Below are 17,310 nucleotides of genomic sequence, written 5' to 3'. Positions count from 1 at the left end.
CTATTTTTGTCGCATTTGCTTGAGGACTTAAATGTTATGACTGCGACAGCCCGCAAAACGGAATGAAGAGGCGGCAACCTTGGAAATGGCCAGCGATATCGTCTACAAGGTGCTTGATCGGATTTCCGGTGCTGGCCTGCTGGCGACCGGACTTCTGTTGCTGACCGCTTTGCTCAGCGCTCTCGTCGCCTATTGGCGCACGGTCGAGAAAAAGAGCTGGAAAGAATTCTTCGAGTTCGCGATCCCGCACGAGGTGATCACTCATCCCTCGGCTAGGGCTGACCTTTTGTTCTGGGTGACGAGGAAGGCCCTGATGCCATTCCTCATGCTGCCTGCCGGCATCGTCTTCGTCAGCGCCGTCGGCTATGCGACGAACTGGCTGCTCTCGACGCTCCTGGCGATCCAGCCGCCCCTTGTGGAGGGCCCGGCAGGGCCAGTGACGGTGACCATCTTCACCATCACCATGCTGCTCGCCTACGACATTTCGTACTATCTCTATCACGTCGCCCAGCACCGCTATCCGGTGCTCTGGGAACTGCACAAGGTGCACCATTCGGCCGAGGTGATGGTCGGCATCACCAAGGATCGCGTCCACCCGCTCGACGAATTGATGAACCGGGCCTGGGATGGCGTCATTCCCGGCATCTGCTTCGGCATCTGGTCGCTGGTCGCGTTGAACCTCGTCGAACTGACGATCTTCGGCGTCAACGTCTACATCATACGCAACATCCTGATGATGGATTTCGTCAGGCACACGCATTTCAAGATCTCGTTTGGGCCGTTGAACAATCTGATCTTGTGCCCGCACTGGCATCAGTTGCACCACAGCACGGACCCGCGTCATTACGACAAGAACTTCGGGCTCCTCTTCTCGTTCTGGGACCGGCTGTTCGGAACTCTATGCGTCCCCAGACCGGACGAGGATTTCAAGTTCGGGTTGATCGAACGCAACGCGCGCGACTATCAGTCGCTCGCAGGCCTCTATATCCTGCCGCTGAAGCGGATGTGGCGGCAGATCGCCAGACACTTCCGCACCGACAAGCCCGAGCCACGGCAATTGCCGCAAAGGGGCGAGCCTTGAACGGGCCTGTCGTGTGCCGGCTGCCGCGAACGCACCGGATCGAGGTCGCGACCTCGGCCGCGCGCCTGGCGGAAATAGCGCCCGCTTGGACGGCGCTCTGGCAACGCGCCGGTGGCCTCGTTTTCCAGCATCCGGACTGGATCTCGGCCTGGTGGCGCACGACGCCGCATCAGGACCGGCGCGGCCTCAGGATCGGGTTGGTCTGGAGCGACGAGCGGCTCGTGGCCGTCATTCCACTCGCGACCTTCAAGCGCTCCGGCATCCGCATCCTGGAATGGGCGGCGAAGGATCACTGCGACTATGGCGATGTCTTGCTCGCCCCCGACTGCGATCCGCAGATCCTGCCGCAGCTCTGGCAACGCATTCTCGACGATGGCGGCTTCGACCTCGTCTATCTAAATCGTTTGTTGCCGGATGCCCGGTTCCAAGCCCTGCTCGATCCCGCCGTCCTAGGCCGCGGCACGATCCTGCAGCCAAACCACCGCAGCGAGATCAGCTATCGTGTCGTTGGCACCTGGCAAGACGGCGCGCAATGGTTCGAAAGCCAATCGAAAAAAACCCGGCAAAACTATCGCCGTGGCCACAAATTCATGGAGGAAGGCGGCGCGCTGCGCTTCCGGCTGATGGATGCGCACGAAGACCGCGAGCCGGTGCTCGAGCGCGTCGCGGCGCTGAAGCGGCTATGGTTGGCAAAGCACGGCCGCGCGTCGGACCTCTTCGACGAAGGCTCCACCGCTCTGGCGGCGCTGGTCTCCGTCCTGGCCGGGCTCGGATTGCTGCGCATCTTCGTGCTCGAACGCGACGATGCGATCATCGCCATCTCGATCAATTTCGAGCAGCATGGAACGATGATGGCTTTCGTCACGACCTATGACCCGGCCTTCGAGCGGGCCTCGCCGGGCATGGTCTTGATGATGGACTATATCCAGTGGTCGCTAGACCAAGGCTTGACCACGGTCGACTTTCTCTGCGGCGGCGAGGATTTCAAGCGCCGCTTTTCGACGCATTCGGTGACCTTGTCGTCGGTGATGGGTGGGCGAAGCCTGCGCGGGCGCCTCGCTGCCTTGGCCGACCGGGCCCACCACGCCACGAAATCATGGCGCTCCGAGAAACCGTCGAAACGAGCGGAACTGGCGGAGGAGTAACGCCGGCATGGCGGCTGGGACAATGAAAGGGCATCGGCCGGAAACCGATGCCGATCATACCTTGCTAAGCGGCTCCCAGGCTTACTGGTCTCGTTGGAACTTAGAATTAGAATATGGTTCGGGAAACCTGCCGTTCCACGGCGGGCGACAGACCGTCATCCGGCTTGCCCGTGGCTTCCTCGAGTGGGCGTTCGGTCACGGCCGCCGGCGCTACGCCCGGCACGACCACAAGCTGCGGCACCTGCTTGTAGGAAAAACCGCCGCGGATATCGCCCATCTTGCCGGCGACGATGCCCATGGCCGCCTTTTCGAGGCTGCGATCATAGCGCGTCTCGGCGGCGGCCGGCGCGACGATGACGGCGCAAAGCGCTACGCCCCACAGAAGCGTTTTCATTGTTGTTGTCTCCCTGCCTGATCAACGATCTAGCAGGGCGCCGTTGAAAAACGGCCAAGAGACACGGTAAGCGAAAAGCCAAATTGCAGCGTAAACAATGGGTTAAGGTCGCGCGTCGGCTAATTGATTCAAGTCGTTGAGGCTTTGATTCAGGCGCGCTGAGCGCGAACTGTATGACCGAGCGCGACGAACACGGTGCGCACGATGCCGGCCGCGTCTAGCCCGGCATCGGCGTACATCTTTTCCGGCTTGGCGTGGTCGGTGAACGCGTCGGGCAGCACCAGCGGACGCACCTTCAGGCCGCTTTCCAGCAGACCTTCATGGGCGAGGAACTGCAGCACGTGACTGGCGAAGCCGCCGACGGCGCCCTCCTCCACAGTCACTAGCACCTCATGCGAGCGGGCCAGCCGCCGGATCAGATCCTCATCGAGCGGCTTGGCGAAACGGGCATCGGCGACCGTGGTGGAAAGTCCGGCGGCACCTAGCTCCTCGGCGGCGATCAGACAATCCTGCAGCCGCGTGCCGAAGGACAGCAGCGCCACCTTGGTGCCCTCCCTGACGATGCGGCCCTTGCCGATCTCGAGAACCGAGCCGCGCTCCGGCATGTCGACGCCGATGCCGTTGCCGCGCGGATAGCGGAAGGCGATCGGGCCCACATCATAGCTTGCCGCGGTCCGCACCATGTGGCGCAGTTCCGCCTCATCGGCAGCCGCCATGACGACGAAACCCGGCAAGGTCGCCAGGAAAGTGGTGTCGAAAGCGCCGCAATGGGTCGCGCCATCGGCGCCGACGAATCCGGCGCGGTCGATGGGAAAGCGCACCGGCAATTTCTGGATGGCGACGTCGTGGACGACCTGGTCGTAGGCACGCTGCAGGAAGGTCGAATAGATCGCCGCGAACGGCTTGTAGCCTTCGGTGGCAAGGCCGGCGGCGAAAGTCACCGCGTGCTGTTCGGCGATGCCGACATCGAATGTCCGCGACGGAAACGCTTCGCCGAACAGGTCGAGGCCGGTGCCGCTCGGCATGGCGGCGGTGACGGCGACGATGCGGTCGTCCTCGCGGCCTTCCTGAACCAGGCTTTCTGCGAACACCTTGGTGTAGGCAGGCGCGTTGGCCGGCGCCTTGGCCTGCGCGCCGGTGATGACATCGAACTTATTGACGCCGTGATATTTGTCGGCGGCCGCTTCCGCCGGTGCGTAGCCCTTGCCCTTCTGGGTGACGACATGGATCAGCACCGGGCCTTCGCCATTGTCGCGGACATTTTTCAGGACCGGAATCAGATGCTCCAGATTGTGACCGTCGATCGGGCCGATGTGATAGAAACCGAGCTCCTCGAACAGCGTGCCGCCGGTGACGTAACCGCGTGCATGCTCGACCGCCCTTGTGATCGCGCGGTCGGCGCGCTTGCCGAGGTAGGACGTCAGTTTCTTGCCGAAGTCGCGCAGGCCGATATAGGCCTTGCCCGAGGCCAGGCGCGCCAGATAGGCACTCATCGCGCCGGTCGGCGGCGCAATCGACATGTCGTTGTCGTTGAGGATGACGATCAGCCGCGCATCGAGCGCGCCGGCGTTGTTCATCGCCTCATAGGCCATCCCGGCCGACATCGCACCGTCGCCGATGACGGCGATGACATTGTTGCGGCCGCCGGAGAGATCGCGGGCGGCGGCCATGCCGAGGCCGGCCGAGATCGATGTCGAGGAGTGGGCGGCGCCAAAGGGATCGTACTCGCTCTCGGCGCGGCGGGTGAAGCCCGACAGGCCGCCTTCCTGGCGCAATGTGCGGATGCGGTCACGGCGGCCGGTCAGGATCTTGTGGGGATAGGCCTGGTGGCCGACATCCCAGATCAGCCGGTCATCGGGGGTGTTGAAGACATAGTGCAGCGCCACCGTCAGCTCGACCACGCCAAGGCCGGCGCCAAGATGGCCGCCGGTGTGAGAGACGGCGTCGATCAGCTCGGCGCGAAGCTCGGCTGCCAATTGCGGCAGCTCGCTTTCGGCAAGCGTGCGCAGGTCGGCTGGGATGCGGACCTTGTCGAGAAGCGGCGTATGCGGCGTTGCGTTCACGGGTGCCCAGGCTTTCTGTTCATTGGCGAAATAGGCCGCCGGCCGGAGAATGTAAATGCATGTCAGTGACGCGGATCAGGCCGTGGTTTTTGTTTTGATGCACGCCGTTCGCCCAAAACCGGGGCCACTTTTGGACAACATGCATCAGCTTTCCGGCAGCGGAATGAACTCTTCCTCATCGCCAGGAACAATATCGAAGCGTCCCGTCTTCCATTCCTGCTTGGCCTGCTCGATGCGTTCCTTCGACGATGAGACGAAATTCCACCAGATGTAGCGCTGCGAGCCGAGCGAAGCGCCGCCGAACAGCATAAAATGCGCGCCGGTCCGCGACGATACGACGATCTCGTCACCGGGCCGAAACACCAGCAGCCGTTCGGCCGGGAAAACGTCGCCCGAAATCGAGACCTCTCCTTCCAGTGTGTAGATGGCTCGTTCTTCCGCATCGGCCGGGATCTTCACGCCGGCGCCTGGCGCAAGGCGCAGGTCGGCATAAAGCGTCTCGGAGTCGGCCCTGACCGGGGACCGCAATCCCTGGAAATCACCTATGACGATGCGCCCGCTGACGCCTTCGGCGTCGATCTCGGGCAGCCGTAGTGCTGCGGTGTTCTCGAAAACCGGGGCTACTTCTTCCTTGCCGTCCGGCAGCGCCAACCAGGTCTGCAAGCCGGAAATCGACATCGGCGCGCCGCGCAGTTCTTCGGGGGTACGCTCGGAATGGACGATGCCGCGGCCGGCGGTCATCAGGTTTACGTCACCGGGCTGGATGACCATTTCGGTGCCGAGTGAATCGCGATGCCTGATCCTGCCGTCGAACAGATAGGTGACCGTCGACAGGCCGATATGCGGATGCGGACGGACATCGAGCGCCTGCCCGGCGCGCAGGATCGCGGGGCCCATCCGGTCGAAGAAGATGAACGGTCCAACCAACCGCCTCTTGGCGGTCGGCAGGGCGCGGCGCACCTGAAAACCGCCAATGTCCTTGGCATTCGGGATGACCATAAGCTCGATCTGGTCGCTGGCGAAGGCGTCGCCGACTTCAGGGTCTTTCCCCGGGAAAAAGCTCATGAACTCTCCTCGTCGGCGCCAGAGGCAGCCTGGATGTATCAGGCAAACCGGATCGCCGATTTCGCCCTTAGTTTGGCCGCCACTTCTTCGCGATTGCGCGGATGCTGATGGGTTTCGAGTGAATCAAGCAGTTCGCGCGCCGATGCCGCGATGGCTTCGACCGCGTGGTCGAAGGCATGCTGATTCTGCTTCGAAGGCCGCGTCGTTCCGCTCAGCTTGCGGACGAACTGAAGTGCCGCGTCGCGGACTTCGTCGTTGGTAGCGGGCGGATCAAAATTGAACAGGGTCTTGATGTTTCTGCACATCGCTTCCGTATCTCCTCTTGTCCTGGAGCGCTTTCAATCGGGACGCGTTCTATCCTCGATCATGATCATGTCCAAAAGCCCGTGAGGCAAGACCACCGTTCGGACCGCCTCAATCCGCGTCAAGCGGCTCCGTTCCGACCGGCTTGCCATCGCGCGACAGCCTGATCTTCTCGACCTTGTCCTCGGCGGCCTTCAGCAGCCGGTCGCAATGCGCTTTCAGTGCCTCGCCGCGCTCATAGATCTTAATCGACTGGTCGAGCGGCACGTCGCCACGCTCAAGATCATCGACGATCTTTTCGAGTGCGTCGAGTGCCTGTTCGAAGCTCATCGCCTTGACATCTTCGTTGGTCTCACCGGCCATCATTCATCCTTTCATCAGTCGCCCGACATGGGCGGCGACCGAAAATGCCAATCCCTGCAGATCGTAGCCACCCTCGAGCAGGCTGACGAGCCGGTTGCCGCTGTGACGCGCGGCGCGCTGCATCAACTGGCCGGTCGCCCAGTCGAAATCGTCCTCGGTCAGGTTGATCTCGGCCAGCGGATCGCGGTGATGCGCGTCGAACCCGGCCGAAATGATGATCAGATCGGGCGCGAAATTGTCGAGCGCCGGCAGCACGCGCGACAGGAAGGCATCGCGAAACACCTCGCTGCCGGTCTGCGGCGCCAGCGGTACGTTGACGATGTTGCCGGCGCCGGTTTCGTTCTTCGCGCCGGTGCCGGGGTAGAGCGGCATCTGGTGCGTCGAGCAATAGAGCACCGACGGATCGTCCCAGAAAATATCCTGCGTGCCGTTGCCGTGATGCACGTCCCAGTCGACGACGGCAACCCGCTCGACACCATGCTTCTTCTGCGCATAACGCGCCGCGATCGCCGCGGTGTTGAACAGACAAAAACCCATCGACGTGGTTTTTTCGGCATGGTGGCCGGGCGGCCGGGCGGCTACGAAGACATTGTCGGCGCGGCCTGCAAAGACGTCGTCGACGGCGGCGTTGGCCGCACCGATCGCGGTGATCGCCGCCTGCCAGCTCTTCGGGCTGGCGGTGGTGTCGGCGTCGATGCGGGCGATTCCCTCGTCGGGAATGGCGGCGCGCACGCGGGCGACGAAATCGGCGGGATGGGCATAGAGGATGGTGGCCTCGTCGCCTTCCGGCGCCTGGATACGATCGAGCGCGGCAAAAGCTTCGTCGTCCAGCACGCGCTCGATGGCGCGCAAGCGGTCCGGCCGCTCGGGATGGCCGGGCGGCGTGAGGTGCTCAAGGAAGACTGGATGGGTATAGAGACGGGTAGCCATCGTCCTAATCTAGTGACCCGGATCGACAAAGGCCATGCACGGGCGGCCGATGATTGGGGAAAATCGCGCCTGCGTCCATTCGCGTCGCGGCAGGCATTGGCGTCGTCCGCGCTTCGGCGTAAGGTCCGTGGCACTGCCTGGTGCCCGCCGCAAGTGGGAGAATCGGGAACACGGTTGAACTCCGTGGCGTGCCCAACGCTGTAAGGGGGACCGCGCCGGTATGTGCCACTGTCGATACGGGAAGGCACCGGACGCGGGTTGATCCCAAGCCAGAAGACCGGCCTGGCAGGCATCGTCATCCGCATGGTCAGGCGGATGGCATTGATTGCAATCGCAAGGGGACAAGCGATGCCGGAACACATGACCGCTGCCGTTGGCGATGGATTTGAGCAGAATGCGCGCGATGCGGTGTATCGCGCCATGTTCACGCGGCGCGATGTGCGCAGCCACTTCCTGCCCACCGCGCTCGACGATGAGGTGCTGGCGCGGCTGCTGCTTGCCGCTCATCACGCGCCGTCGGTCGGCTTCATGCAGCCTTGGAATTTCATCGTCATTCGCGATGCCGAACGACGGGAAAAGGTGCGCGACCTGTTCCTGGCGGCGCGCGAGCAGGAATTGCCGGCCATCGAGGAAGAGCGCCAGGCGCTCTACCGCAAACTCAAGCTGGAAGGCATTTGCGAAAGCGCGCTCAACATCTGCATCACTTGCGACCGGCAGCGCTCGGAAGGTTCGCCGCTGGGACGCTGGCACAATCCGGAGATGGACCTCTACAGCACGGTCTGCGCGGTGCAGAATTTCTGGTTGGCGGCGCGCGCCGAAGGCGTCGGTGTCGGCTGGGTCAGCATCATCGAGGCGCAAGCGCTGAAAGGCCTGCTGTCAATTCCGGAGCATGTGACCCCGGTCGCCTATCTCTGCGTCGGCCGTGTCTCGGAGTTCGCGCCAAAGCCGGACCTTGAAACGCATGGCTGGGGACGGCGGCTGCCGTTGCCGGAACTGATCATGAGCGAGGTTTTTTCCGGGCAAGGTGAAGCGTTGCTCAAATCGACCGTGGCGCGCCTCAACACCGTTGCTGCCACGCCGGCGAGCCTCGCCGATCAGCTTGTCGCGCCGGCCGTGCCCCAACGCGAGCCGCCGAAGGAGGCCAGCGCCTTATCCTTAAGCTCCCTGAACTTCGACGACGCCTCGGCCAGCCGGGCATCCCAGTCGGGATCGGGCACCTGGCCGGCGATGGTCTTGAAATAGACCTGCATCAGGCAGGCGATGGCGAAGGGTTCGATGAACGCCGCCTTGAAAGCCCAGGCGAAGACGATGGCGAGCACGAAGGCCCAGCCGGCGAGTTGGCCGGGCATCAGGAAGAGAATGGCGCCGGCAGGCGCCAGCATCAGCAGGAAGATGACGAAGGACACGCCCCACATGATGACCGCCAGCCAGACGGCGTTCTTGACCATGACCTTGCCGTTCTGGGCATAGAGCACGACGCCCTGGCGCGCCGTCTCGAACGGCGAGGACGAATTGATGCGGATGTTGTAGCCGAGGATGATCTCGTCGACATAGGTCAGGGACAGGCGGATCACCGTGTTGATGAAGGAGACCAGGCCGCCCAGGCCCGGGATCGGCAGGAAGGCGGCGATGCCGCCGATGAGGCCGGTGATGGCGCGGATGGCGCCCTTGACCAGTTGGTCGACGACGAAAAGGATATTGGCCTCCGCGAAACGCTGGGTGACGATATCCTTGGCGTAGGCAATCTGGTCCTGGCCGCCGGGAATGTCGCGGCCGTCGATCAGATGGACCATGACGGCGATGTGGCCGGCCTTGACGACATAGAGGATGTATTCGCGGATCCAGTAGACGGCGATCGAGACGATACCGAAACCGACCACGCCGCCCCACAGGGCAAAGGACAGCGGCCCGTCGGGATCGGTGGAGATATGGCCGACGCCATAGCCGACGCTAGCGCCGGTGCCCGTCGCCATGATGTAGGCCAGCGTAATGCCGAAATAGACGATCATGCGAAAGACAATGAACGGCCAGGTTCGCATCACGATGGACACCGACCCGCCGATATCGAAATCCCACATGCCCCGAATCTCCCCTCAGAGGTGGTCGGAAAGGATGGACCCAACCCGGCGATTGTCAATTGCCGGGTTGGCGCCCGGGCAACGAACTCGGGTTAACGGGTTTCCTTCGCAGCCTTCGCCGGCGCGTTGGCTGACGGAGCATCAACCGAAAAACCCGCCTGTGCGGCGGGTCACTGGCGCAAATCAGCACCATGGACGAATATGTACCATAGCTGAGGTCATGGAAGCAAGAAAAAATTCCTATCGTGAAAAGCTGCCGGCACCGCCGAACTGGCTGTCGTAAGGTCTTTTGAGTTCGAAGCCCTACCGTGGCGCCGGGCCACCGATGGGATTTCAGTTCGATTGCGAACCCGGCTTTTTGAGCAGGCCTTCGAGCAGTTGCTTGAACGCCGTCACCACTTTCTTCGAGGTCGCTTCGGGGTCGTTCGAATTGGCGATCCGTTGCGCCGCCTGGCTGCTCGCGCCGTTGATCAGCCGCGAGGCCGTTTCGGGGTCGAGGCTGGAGACGACGACTCCCTCCTCCTGCAGCGCCGTCAGATGGCTGGTCATTGAAGCGATGCACGCATTGGCGTTCGGCCATTGTGCCGGATCCCCGAGAACGGCCGGGCCATCCCGGAACATGATGCGCTGGATTTCCGGCTCAAGCGCCATCTCGATATAGGTCGTGCATTCGTCGACAAAATGCTGCCAGCGGGTCGGCGCTCTCGACGCGACCTCATTGATGCGTGCCGCCATCTCCCCGTCGATTTCGGCGATAACCGCCTGCAGCAGTCCCTTCTTGTCGCCGAAGTGATGATAGAGCGCGCCGCGCGTCAGCCCGGCTGAGGCAGTGAAGTCATCCATCGAGGCTTCCGAATAGCCGACCGTGCCGAAGGCATGGCGGGCGGCCGCGATCAGCTTGGCGCGCGTCTCGGCAATCATCTCCTTGCGGGGTTTGTGCATGGCTTCTGGACCTATTCACATACGTTGCGTATGCCAATTGACATACGCGGCGTATGCTCTATTTAACATTCATACGCATCGTATGTAATTGTCGAATCGTCCTTTGTCGAGGAACCAACCCATGCAAAATCCCTATTCGGAAATCTTTCGTGCCCCCGGAGCCAAGGGCTTTGCCGCCGCGGGCTTCATAGTGCGCCTGCCGATCGCCATGGCACCAATCGGCATCGTGGCAATGCTGTCGCAGACGCGCGGCGAATATTGGCTGGCCGGCGCCGTCGCCGCGACATTCGCGCTCGCCAACGCTTTCCTCGCGCCGCAGATATCAAGACTGGTGGATCGCCTTGGCCAGACGCGGATCGTAGTGCCCACCACCATCATTTCCGTGCTGGCCTTCGCCGTCCTGATAGCGGCGGCAAATCAAGACTGGCCGGTATGGACGCTGTTCGTGTCGGCACTGCTGGCTGCCGCGATGCCCAGCATCCCGGCAATGGTGCGCGCGCGCTGGACCGAGATTTTCCGCGGGCGGCCGCAGATGAACACCGCCTTCGCCTTCGAGTCGGCGGCGGACGAACTGGTCTATATCGCCGGGGCATCGCTGTCGGTGGGCCTGAGTGCCGCCCTGTTCCCGGAAGCGGGCATGCTGGTGAGCACCTTGTTCCTTGCCTTCGGCTCGACCGCTTTCATCCTGCAGCGTTCGACCGAGCCGCAAGTGCGGCCGGTGGAACAGGGTTCACGCGGCTCGGCAATCCGCCTGCGGCCGGTGCGGATCATCACCTTCGCCCTGATCTTCATCGGCGCGACGTTTGCAACGACCGAAGTAAGCACGGTGGCGATCACCAAGGAGCTTGGCCAACCGGGGGCCGCGAGCCTCGTCATCGGCGTCTATGCGCTGGGATCGTTCGTGTTGGGCATCATCGTTGGCGCGCTCAACCTGAAAGCGCCGCTGCAACGCCAGTTGGCCATCGCAGTCGCCCTCGTCACGCTCGGCACGCTGCTGCCGCTCACCGCCGACACCGTGCCTCTGCTGGCGCTGACCGTGTTCATCAGCGGCGTGGCGATCTCGCCGACCTTCATCACCGCCTTCGGCCTGATCGAGCGGCATGTGCCGGAAGCGATGCTGACCGAAGGCATCACCTGGGTGATGACCGGGATCGGCATCGGCATGGCCATCGGGTCATTCGCCGCAGGTGCGGTGGTGGACGCGTTCGGCGCCCAGAACGGGTTCTGGGTCTCGGTGGCTTCAGGCACAATCGCACTGGCCACCGTGCAGTTTGGGCAGCGCAGCCTTGCCACTCAGGAGTGCGAACTGGACGGATGCGAAGCCGCCGCGATTGCCGCGGAATAATCGATGGGCGCCCGGTTTGAAACCGGGCGCTGTCGGCCGGAGACTCAGAGAATCTCGGTCTTGGCGATATGGATGCCAAAGCCCTCGAGGCCGACATAGTGGCGTTCGCGCGAGGCGATCAGGTTGATCGAGGAAATGCCGAGATCCTTGAGTATCTGCGCGCCGAGCCCGATCTCGCGCCACTCGTTTTCGCGGCGGCGCGCCTCTTCGTGATCCTCGCGGTCGCCGCTCGCCGGCCGCTTGCGCTCCTGATGGGCGACGCCGACGGAGCCTTCGCGCAGATAGACGATGACGCCGCGCCTGCGCTCGCCCATCGCCTTCATGATGCCGTCGAGCCGGTGGCTGGTGCCGAAGACATCGGTCACCACATCCTCGGAATGCAGACGCACCGGCACGTCCTCGCCGTCGCGGATGTCGCCGAAGACAATCGCGACATGATGCATGGAGTCCCAGGGCAGCGTGTAGGTGAAGACCTGCGCCTTGCCGCCAAGCGTGTCGATTTCGGAGCAGGCTACGCGCTCGACCAGCGTTTCCTTGCGCTGCCGGTAGGCGATGAGATCGGCGACCGAAATCTGCTTCAGGCCGTGCTCCTGGGCGAAAGCCTGCACCTGCGGGCCGCGCTTGACGGTGCCGTCGTCGTTCACCAATTCCGAAATCACCCCGACCGGCGGCAGGCCGGCGAGCTTGCACAGATCGACCGCGGCTTCGGTATGGCCAGAGCGCATCAGCACGCCGCCCTCGCGCGCGATCAGCGGGAAGATGTGGCCGGGCCGGACGAAGTCAGAGGCGCCGACATTGCCGTTGGCAAGGTTGCGCACGGTCAGCGTGCGGTCCTCGGCCGAAATGCCGGTCGTGGTGCCATGCTTGAAATCGACGCTGACGGTGAAAGCGGTGGTGTGGGCAGAATCATTGTCGGCGACCATCGGCTGCAAGTTGAGCCGCTTTGCTTCCTCGCGCGGCATCGGCGTGCAGACGATGCCGGACGTGTGGCGGACAATGAACGCCATCTTTTCCGGCGTGCAGTGGACGGCGGCGACGATCAGATCACCCTCGTTCTCGCGCCCGTCATCATCCATGACGACAACGATCTCGCCGCGTTCGAAAGCGCGCAGGGCTTCGACGATTTTCTTCTGATCGTAAGGCATGAAAAACTCGCTTCGTTCGTAGGGAGTAGGGAGTAGGGAGTAGGGAGTAGGGAAAAAGACTGTCTCTGTAGACAGCCCAACATACTGCCTACTGCCTATTCCCTTCCTGTCTGTCCTCGATGACGCAGATAGTGATCGGCGATCGCGCAGGCAACCATTGCTTCGCCGATCGGCACGGCGCGAATGCCGACACATGGGTCGTGGCGGCCCTTGGTCATGATCTCGACGTCGTGGCCATCCTTGTCGATCGACTTTCGCGGCGTCAGGATCGACGAGGTCGGCTTGACGGCGAAACGGGCGACGATCGCCTGGCCGGTCGAGATGCCGCCCAGGATGCCGCCGGCATTGTTGGACAGGAATACCGGCTTGCCGTCATTGCCCATGCGCATCTCGTCGGCATTCTGCTCGCCGGTGATGCGGGCGGCCTCGAAGCCGTTGCCGATCTCGACGCCCTTGACCGCGTTGATCGACATCAGGCCGGACGCGATGTCCTGGTCGAGCTTGGCATAGATCGGCGCGCCGAGGCCTGCTGGAACGCCGTCGGCGACGATCTCAATCACCGCACCTACCGAGGAGCCCGCCTTGCGGATGCCGTCGAGATATCTAGTGAAGACGGGAACGGAAGCCGGATCGGGGGTGAAGAACGGATTTTCCGCGTCGCCGAGGAAATTCCAGTTCCAGTTGGCGCGGTCGATGGATTTTTCCCCCATCGACACCAGCGCGCCGCGCACCACAACGCCGGGCACCACCTTGCGCGCCAAGGCACCGGCTGCCACCCGCGCCGCCGTCTCACGGGCCGAGGAGCGGCCGCCGCCACGGTAATCGCGCACGCCATATTTGACGTCATAGGTGTAGTCGGCATGGCCGGGCCGGTATTGGCGAGCGATCTCGCCATAATCCTTTGAACGCTGGTCGACATTCTCGATCAGCATCGAGACCGGCGTGCCGGTGGTGATCATCGTCTCGCCGTCCTCGTCGAGGATGAAGCCGGACAGAACCCTCACTTCATCTGGTTCGCGACGCTGCGTTACGAAACGTGACTGTCCCGGCCGGCGCTTGTCGAGTTCCGCCTGGATGTCAGCTTGAGTAAAGCGGATGCCGGGCGGACAGCCGTCGACCACGCAGCCGAGCGACGGGCCATGGCTTTCGCCCCAGGTGGTGACGCGGAAAAGGTGGCCGAACGTGTTGTGAGACATAAAATGACCCTGCCCGGCATCGGAGCCGGCTTGGCGCATGACCCCAAAAATCGGAGCGATTTTCGGAAAGGATCATGCGCAAAATCAAAAGTGCTACAGCGTCCTTTGCGCGTCCATGAGGACGCGCGGCGCTGTAGCTTGCCTTCTATTGGCGTTTTTCACAGGGGTCAAACTGTGATCTGGCGGATTTAGTTTTGACACATTCGGTTGGTTTCTGCTCTGCTCCATCCGCTGTTGAACGTCCGCCGCCATGCCGGTGCAATGATAAAGAGGAACGATTATGCGTACCCTGATTGGCGCCGTTGCCGCCACACTGCTGCTTTCCACCGCTGCTTTCGCCGGCCAGACCGAAGGCTTGATCAAGAACGTCGACAAGGACGCGCTGACGCTGACGCTGGATGACGGCAAGTCCTACAAGCTGAACGCCGAGACCGATCTCGACGCGCTGAAGCCGGGCATGGACATCGTCATCGCCTACGACGTGACCAATGGCGAAAACGTCATCACCGACATGGAACTGCCGGACAGCTCGGCGAATTAAGGCTTTCTGCCAAGATCGGAGCGACGGTTCCGCCCTCTAAGCGCGTCGCGTTCGAACGGATTCAGGCGACGCGCTTCGGGTCATTGATTTTGCGCATGTCATTCCCCCATTTGGGTGACATGCATTCAGTGGCTTACAGCCACTCCAGGCTCTTGCCTTCGAGCTTGAGCAGGCGATCGTGCGGTATGTCCAGGTTCGCTGCCTCGTCCTCGGCCAGTCCCAGAACGAAGCGGAACAAGGTGCGCATGACGCCGCCATGGGTCACACAGATCGTCCGGCGTTGGATCGCGTCGAAGCAGGGCCTCACCCGTTCGAGCAGCATCTGGTAACTCTCCGCGCCTTTGCCCGGCGGCTGAAAGTTCCATTTGTCCAGCGCGCGCGTCCTGCTCGCTCCGGGATACCGTGTCTCGAGCTCGGCAAAGGTAAATCCCTGCCAATCGCCGAAATTGACTTCGACGAGGCGCGGGTCGGTTCGATAGGCATCCGGATCGAGCTTCATCGCGGCGCGGACGCGCTGCATCGTTTCGCGCGTCCGTTTCATCGGGCTGGCGACGAAGTCGAATTCCCAAGGATTTTGGACCAGTCCGGCGAGCCGCTGGCCGTTTCCGGTCGCCTGTTCGCGGCCAAGAGCGTTGAGATCGGTGTCGGCCTGCCCCTGAAGCCGGAATTCGGCGTTCCACGCGGTTTGGCCGTGGCGCGCGATATAAACCAGCGGGTACATCAAGTCTTCCGGTGCGGGATCGGGACGGATGACGGTTGGTGGGTGTTAGTCCTTGACCGTCGAAATATCAGGCGCGTCGACCGCCTTCATGCCGACGACGTGGTAGCCCGAATCGACGTGATGCACTTCACCGGTGACGCCGCGCGACAGATCGGACAGGAAATAGACGCCTGAATCGCCGACTTCCTCCTGCGTCACCGTTTGCTTCAGCGGCGAATTGTACTCGTTCCACTTCAGGATGTAGCGGAAATCGCCGATGCCGGAAGCGGCCAGCGTCTTGATCGGTCCAGCCGAGATGGCGTTGACGCGGATCTTCTTGGCGCCCAGGTCGACGGCCAGGTAGCGCACGCTGGCCTCGAGCGCCGCCTTGGCAACGCCCATGACGTTGTAATGCGGCATTACCTTTTCGGCGCCGTAGTAGGTCAGCGTCAGCAGCGACCCGCCATTGGTCATCAGCGCTTCGGCGCGCTTGGCAATGGTGGTGAAGGAGTAGACCGAAATGTCCATGGTGCGCAGGAAATTGTCGCGCGTCGTCTCGACATAGCGGCCGGTCAGCTCGTCCTTGTCGGAGAAGGCAATGGCGTGGACGAGGAAATCAAGCTTGCCCCAATGCCTGGCGACATTGGCGAAAACTTCGTCGAGGCTCGCCGGATCGGTGACGTCGCAATGGCCGGCGACAAAAGCGCCCAGTTCCGCCGCCAGCGGCTCGACACGCTTCTTGAACGCCTCGCCCTGATAGGTCAGCGCGATCTCGGCGCCATGATCGACGCACGACTTGGCGATGCCATAGGCGATCGATCTGTTGTTGGCGACGCCAAGAATAAGGCCGCGCTTGCCGGCCATTAGGCCCTGTCCACCCGCCATGTGAGCGCTCTCCGCAAGGTTTCTGCTTTGTGGAGTGCCCTATCGCACAGGCACAGAGCCCCTTCAAGCGCTCAAACCGGACAGTTCAGGGGACAAAAGCCGTCGATCAGCCTTTTTGGCCGCGCAACAGCGTTTCGAGCGCGCTATCGCCGCCCTCCGGCAGCATGATCCGCACATGGGCGTAGAGATCGCCGTGGCCGCCGGCCTTTTCCGGCAGGCCCCTGCCCTTCAGCCGCAGGACCTTGTCGGAGCTCGACCAAGCAGGGATGTTGACCGCGAGCCGGCCGGTCGGTGTATCGACTGGCACCTTGGCGCCGAGCACCGCATCCGCCAGTGCCACCGGCAGATCGGCGTGCAGGTCGCGGCCCTCGATGCGGTAGCGCGGGTGGCGGCGCAGATGGATCTTGACCAGCGCGTCGCCCGGCAGGCCGGGCCCTTGCTCGCCCTGCCCCTTCAGACGGATGGTCTGGCCGTCCTCGACATAGACCGGCAGCTTCACCGCCACCTTGCGGCCGTCAGGGAACATCGCCGTCACCTTTTCGGCGGTCGCCGCTTCCTCGATGGTCACGTCGAGCGTCACATTCAGGTCGGCAGCAGTCGCCGGCTGACGGCGATCGCCCATGCCGGCACCGCGCGCGCCCGAAAAGGCATCACCGAATATCTGGCTGAAGATGTCGCTGTTGCCGTCGAACGGATCGCCGCCCGGGCGGCCGGAGCGGAATTCGAATCGCGAACCGCCCGGACCTTGCTGCCGGCGAAATCCGCCGAAGGGATCGCCGCCACCGGCGGCGCCCTCGAAGCCCTGGAATCGCGGCTTGCCGTCGGCGTCGATCTCGCCGCGATCGAAAGCGGCGCGATTCTTCTCGTCGCCGACGATCTCGTAGGCTTGGTTGGCCGCGGCAAAACGGTCCTTCGCCTTGGGATCATTCGGATTCTGATCCGGATGATGCTTCTTGGCGAGTTTCCGATACGCCGATTTTATGTCCTTGGCCGATGCGTTCTTGGCAACGCCCAGCACCTCATAGGGGTCGCGCATGCTTACTGCCCTGGAGAAGAGTTGAGTCTCTGGTTGCCCCCTATATGCGCTCGCATAGGAAGAAATTCCAGTGCTGGAGCAGCATATCAAAAGCGGAA

At 62.8% G+C, this 17,310-nt stretch carries 17 protein-coding genes, 1 pseudogene and 1 riboswitch; of the genes and pseudogenes, 5 read left to right on the top strand and 13 right to left on the bottom strand.

All coding sequences use genetic code 11. The features are described from left to right. Window positions 1-85: 85 nt before the first annotated feature. Window positions 86-1,081 carry a sterol desaturase family protein gene (locus tag NKH19_RS05685; protein WP_352870336.1) on the top strand — a complete coding sequence of 332 codons (996 nt, stop codon included), beginning with the start codon at window positions 86-88 and terminating at the stop codon, window positions 1,079-1,081. Continuing rightward, complete coding sequence (locus tag NKH19_RS05680; RefSeq protein ID WP_352981920.1) at window positions 1,078-2,226, top strand: GNAT family N-acetyltransferase; 1,149 nt, start codon at window positions 1,078-1,080, stop codon at window positions 2,224-2,226. The genes NKH19_RS05685 and NKH19_RS05680 overlap by 4 nt, the downstream gene beginning before the upstream one ends. Before the next feature lie 106 nt (window positions 2,227-2,332). Here NKH19_RS05680 and NKH19_RS05675 read toward each other — a convergent pair whose 3' ends face one another. The 6 genes from NKH19_RS05675 to NKH19_RS05650 all read right to left on the bottom strand — a co-directional run bounded on the left by NKH19_RS05675 (window position 2,333) and on the right by NKH19_RS05650 (window position 7,344). After that, window positions 2,333-2,620, bottom strand: a complete 288-nt coding sequence (locus NKH19_RS05675; RefSeq protein ID WP_352981919.1) for a hypothetical protein — start codon at window positions 2,618-2,620, stop codon at window positions 2,333-2,335. Window positions 2,621-2,769: 149 nt separating this feature from the next. Then, a complete protein-coding gene (gene dxs / locus NKH19_RS05670; protein WP_352981918.1) occupies window positions 2,770-4,683 on the bottom strand; it encodes a 1-deoxy-D-xylulose-5-phosphate synthase in 1,914 nt (637 codons plus the stop codon). A gap of 144 nt (window positions 4,684-4,827) precedes the next feature. Beyond that, window positions 4,828-5,748 (bottom strand): pirin family protein, encoded by a 921-nt coding sequence (locus NKH19_RS05665; protein ID WP_352981917.1) that lies wholly within the window; start codon window positions 5,746-5,748, stop codon window positions 4,828-4,830. Window positions 5,749-5,786: 38 nt separating this feature from the next. Next, the gene (locus NKH19_RS05660) at window positions 5,787-6,053 is read right to left on the bottom strand and encodes a DUF2277 domain-containing protein (protein WP_023759114.1); all 267 of its coding nucleotides are present in this window, start codon (window positions 6,051-6,053) and stop codon (window positions 5,787-5,789) included. Between the two features lie 109 nt (window positions 6,054-6,162). Further along, on the bottom strand, window positions 6,163-6,414 hold the full coding sequence (locus tag NKH19_RS05655) for an exodeoxyribonuclease VII small subunit (RefSeq protein WP_027046614.1): 252 nt from the start codon (window positions 6,412-6,414) through the stop codon (window positions 6,163-6,165). Between the two features lie 3 nt (window positions 6,415-6,417). Then, window positions 6,418-7,344, bottom strand: a complete 927-nt coding sequence (locus NKH19_RS05650) for a histone deacetylase family protein (RefSeq protein ID WP_352870341.1) — start codon at window positions 7,342-7,344, stop codon at window positions 6,418-6,420. A gap of 121 nt (window positions 7,345-7,465) precedes the next feature. Continuing rightward, a riboswitch (cobalamin riboswitch) is annotated at window positions 7,466-7,644 on the top strand. A 3-nt stretch (window positions 7,645-7,647) separates the two neighbouring features. Here NKH19_RS05650 and bluB point away from each other — a divergent pair. Continuing rightward, a pseudogene (gene bluB, locus NKH19_RS05645) lies at window positions 7,648-8,322 on the top strand (5,6-dimethylbenzimidazole synthase); the annotation flags it as partial. 116 nt (window positions 8,323-8,438) lie between these two features. Here the strand turns inward: bluB and NKH19_RS05640 are convergent. Together NKH19_RS05640 and NKH19_RS05635 are read right to left on the bottom strand one after the other, a co-directional pair. Further along, entirely contained in the window at window positions 8,439-9,422 is a 984-nt protein-coding gene (locus tag NKH19_RS05640; protein ID WP_352981916.1) for a hypothetical protein, read from the bottom strand. A 333-nt stretch (window positions 9,423-9,755) separates the two neighbouring features. Then, the gene (locus NKH19_RS05635) at window positions 9,756-10,364 is read right to left on the bottom strand and encodes a TetR/AcrR family transcriptional regulator (RefSeq protein WP_352981915.1); all 609 of its coding nucleotides are present in this window, start codon (window positions 10,362-10,364) and stop codon (window positions 9,756-9,758) included. A 121-nt stretch (window positions 10,365-10,485) separates the two neighbouring features. Between NKH19_RS05635 and NKH19_RS05630 the strand changes: the two genes are divergently transcribed. Continuing rightward, a complete protein-coding gene (locus tag NKH19_RS05630; RefSeq protein ID WP_352981914.1) occupies window positions 10,486-11,709 on the top strand; it encodes an MFS transporter in 1,224 nt (407 codons plus the stop codon). 44 nt (window positions 11,710-11,753) lie between these two features. On the opposite strand, the gene ribB is transcribed toward NKH19_RS05630, so the two are convergent. Next, on the bottom strand, window positions 11,754-12,854 hold the full coding sequence (gene ribB / locus NKH19_RS05625) for a 3,4-dihydroxy-2-butanone-4-phosphate synthase (protein WP_352981913.1): 1,101 nt from the start codon (window positions 12,852-12,854) through the stop codon (window positions 11,754-11,756). A gap of 95 nt (window positions 12,855-12,949) precedes the next feature. After that, entirely contained in the window at window positions 12,950-14,050 is a 1,101-nt protein-coding gene (gene aroC, locus NKH19_RS05620; protein ID WP_352981912.1) for a chorismate synthase, read from the bottom strand. A 280-nt stretch (window positions 14,051-14,330) separates the two neighbouring features. Between aroC and NKH19_RS05615 the strand changes: the two genes are divergently transcribed. Beyond that, the gene (locus NKH19_RS05615) at window positions 14,331-14,591 is read left to right on the top strand and encodes a DUF1344 domain-containing protein (protein WP_352981911.1); all 261 of its coding nucleotides are present in this window, start codon (window positions 14,331-14,333) and stop codon (window positions 14,589-14,591) included. Between the two features lie 133 nt (window positions 14,592-14,724). Here the strand turns inward: NKH19_RS05615 and NKH19_RS05610 are convergent, their stop codons facing one another. The 3 genes from NKH19_RS05610 to NKH19_RS05600 all read right to left on the bottom strand — a co-directional run bounded on the left by NKH19_RS05610 (window position 14,725) and on the right by NKH19_RS05600 (window position 17,212). Continuing rightward, window positions 14,725-15,312, bottom strand: coding sequence for a histidine phosphatase family protein (locus NKH19_RS05610; protein ID WP_352981910.1), 588 nt, complete (start codon window positions 15,310-15,312; stop codon window positions 14,725-14,727). 45 nt (window positions 15,313-15,357) lie between these two features. Beyond that, window positions 15,358-16,176 carry an enoyl-ACP reductase FabI gene (fabI, locus tag NKH19_RS05605; RefSeq protein ID WP_128288839.1) on the bottom strand — a complete coding sequence of 273 codons (819 nt, stop codon included), beginning with the start codon at window positions 16,174-16,176 and terminating at the stop codon, window positions 15,358-15,360. A gap of 106 nt (window positions 16,177-16,282) precedes the next feature. Beyond that, window positions 16,283-17,212, bottom strand: coding sequence for a DnaJ C-terminal domain-containing protein (locus tag NKH19_RS05600; protein WP_352981909.1), 930 nt, complete (start codon window positions 17,210-17,212; stop codon window positions 16,283-16,285). Window positions 17,213-17,310 lie beyond the last annotated feature (98 nt).

Source organism: Mesorhizobium sp. M1338, from assembly GCF_040318045.1.
GTDB lineage: Bacteria > Pseudomonadota > Alphaproteobacteria > Rhizobiales > Rhizobiaceae > Mesorhizobium.
Note: the sequence above shows the minus strand (reverse complement) of the source record. Positions and strands in the feature narration are given on the sequence as shown.